Below are 268 nucleotides of genomic sequence, written 5' to 3'. Positions count from 1 at the left end.
GAGGTGCCGGGTTTGGCTACTTAGGCTCCACAGTCACGTCACTTATTTATGCTTCGTTTACTTTTATCTTCTTTGCGATTGAAGCCGCTATTCTCGCATCGGCTTTACATGCCTTGCTGGGTATTCCGCTATCGATCGGGTATTTCATTTGCGCTGTGGCGGTTATCCCTATTGTGATCCGGGGGATTACCACTATTTCGCGTTTTCAAGTCGGGACGCAAACTCTGTGGTTACTATTACAAATCGCGGCAATCGCTACCGTGATCAT

Annotated in this window: 1 protein-coding gene; it reads left to right on the top strand. The window is 47.8% G+C overall.

Annotation, left to right across the window (positions count from 1 at the left end; translation table 11 throughout):
* The coding region (locus tag A3757_RS27510; RefSeq protein ID WP_231878209.1) for a hypothetical protein at positions 1 to 268 on the top strand (268 nt) is incomplete at both ends.

This window comes from Oleiphilus sp. HI0117, from assembly GCF_001635235.1.
Note: the sequence above shows the minus strand (reverse complement) of the source record. Positions and strands in the feature narration are given on the sequence as shown.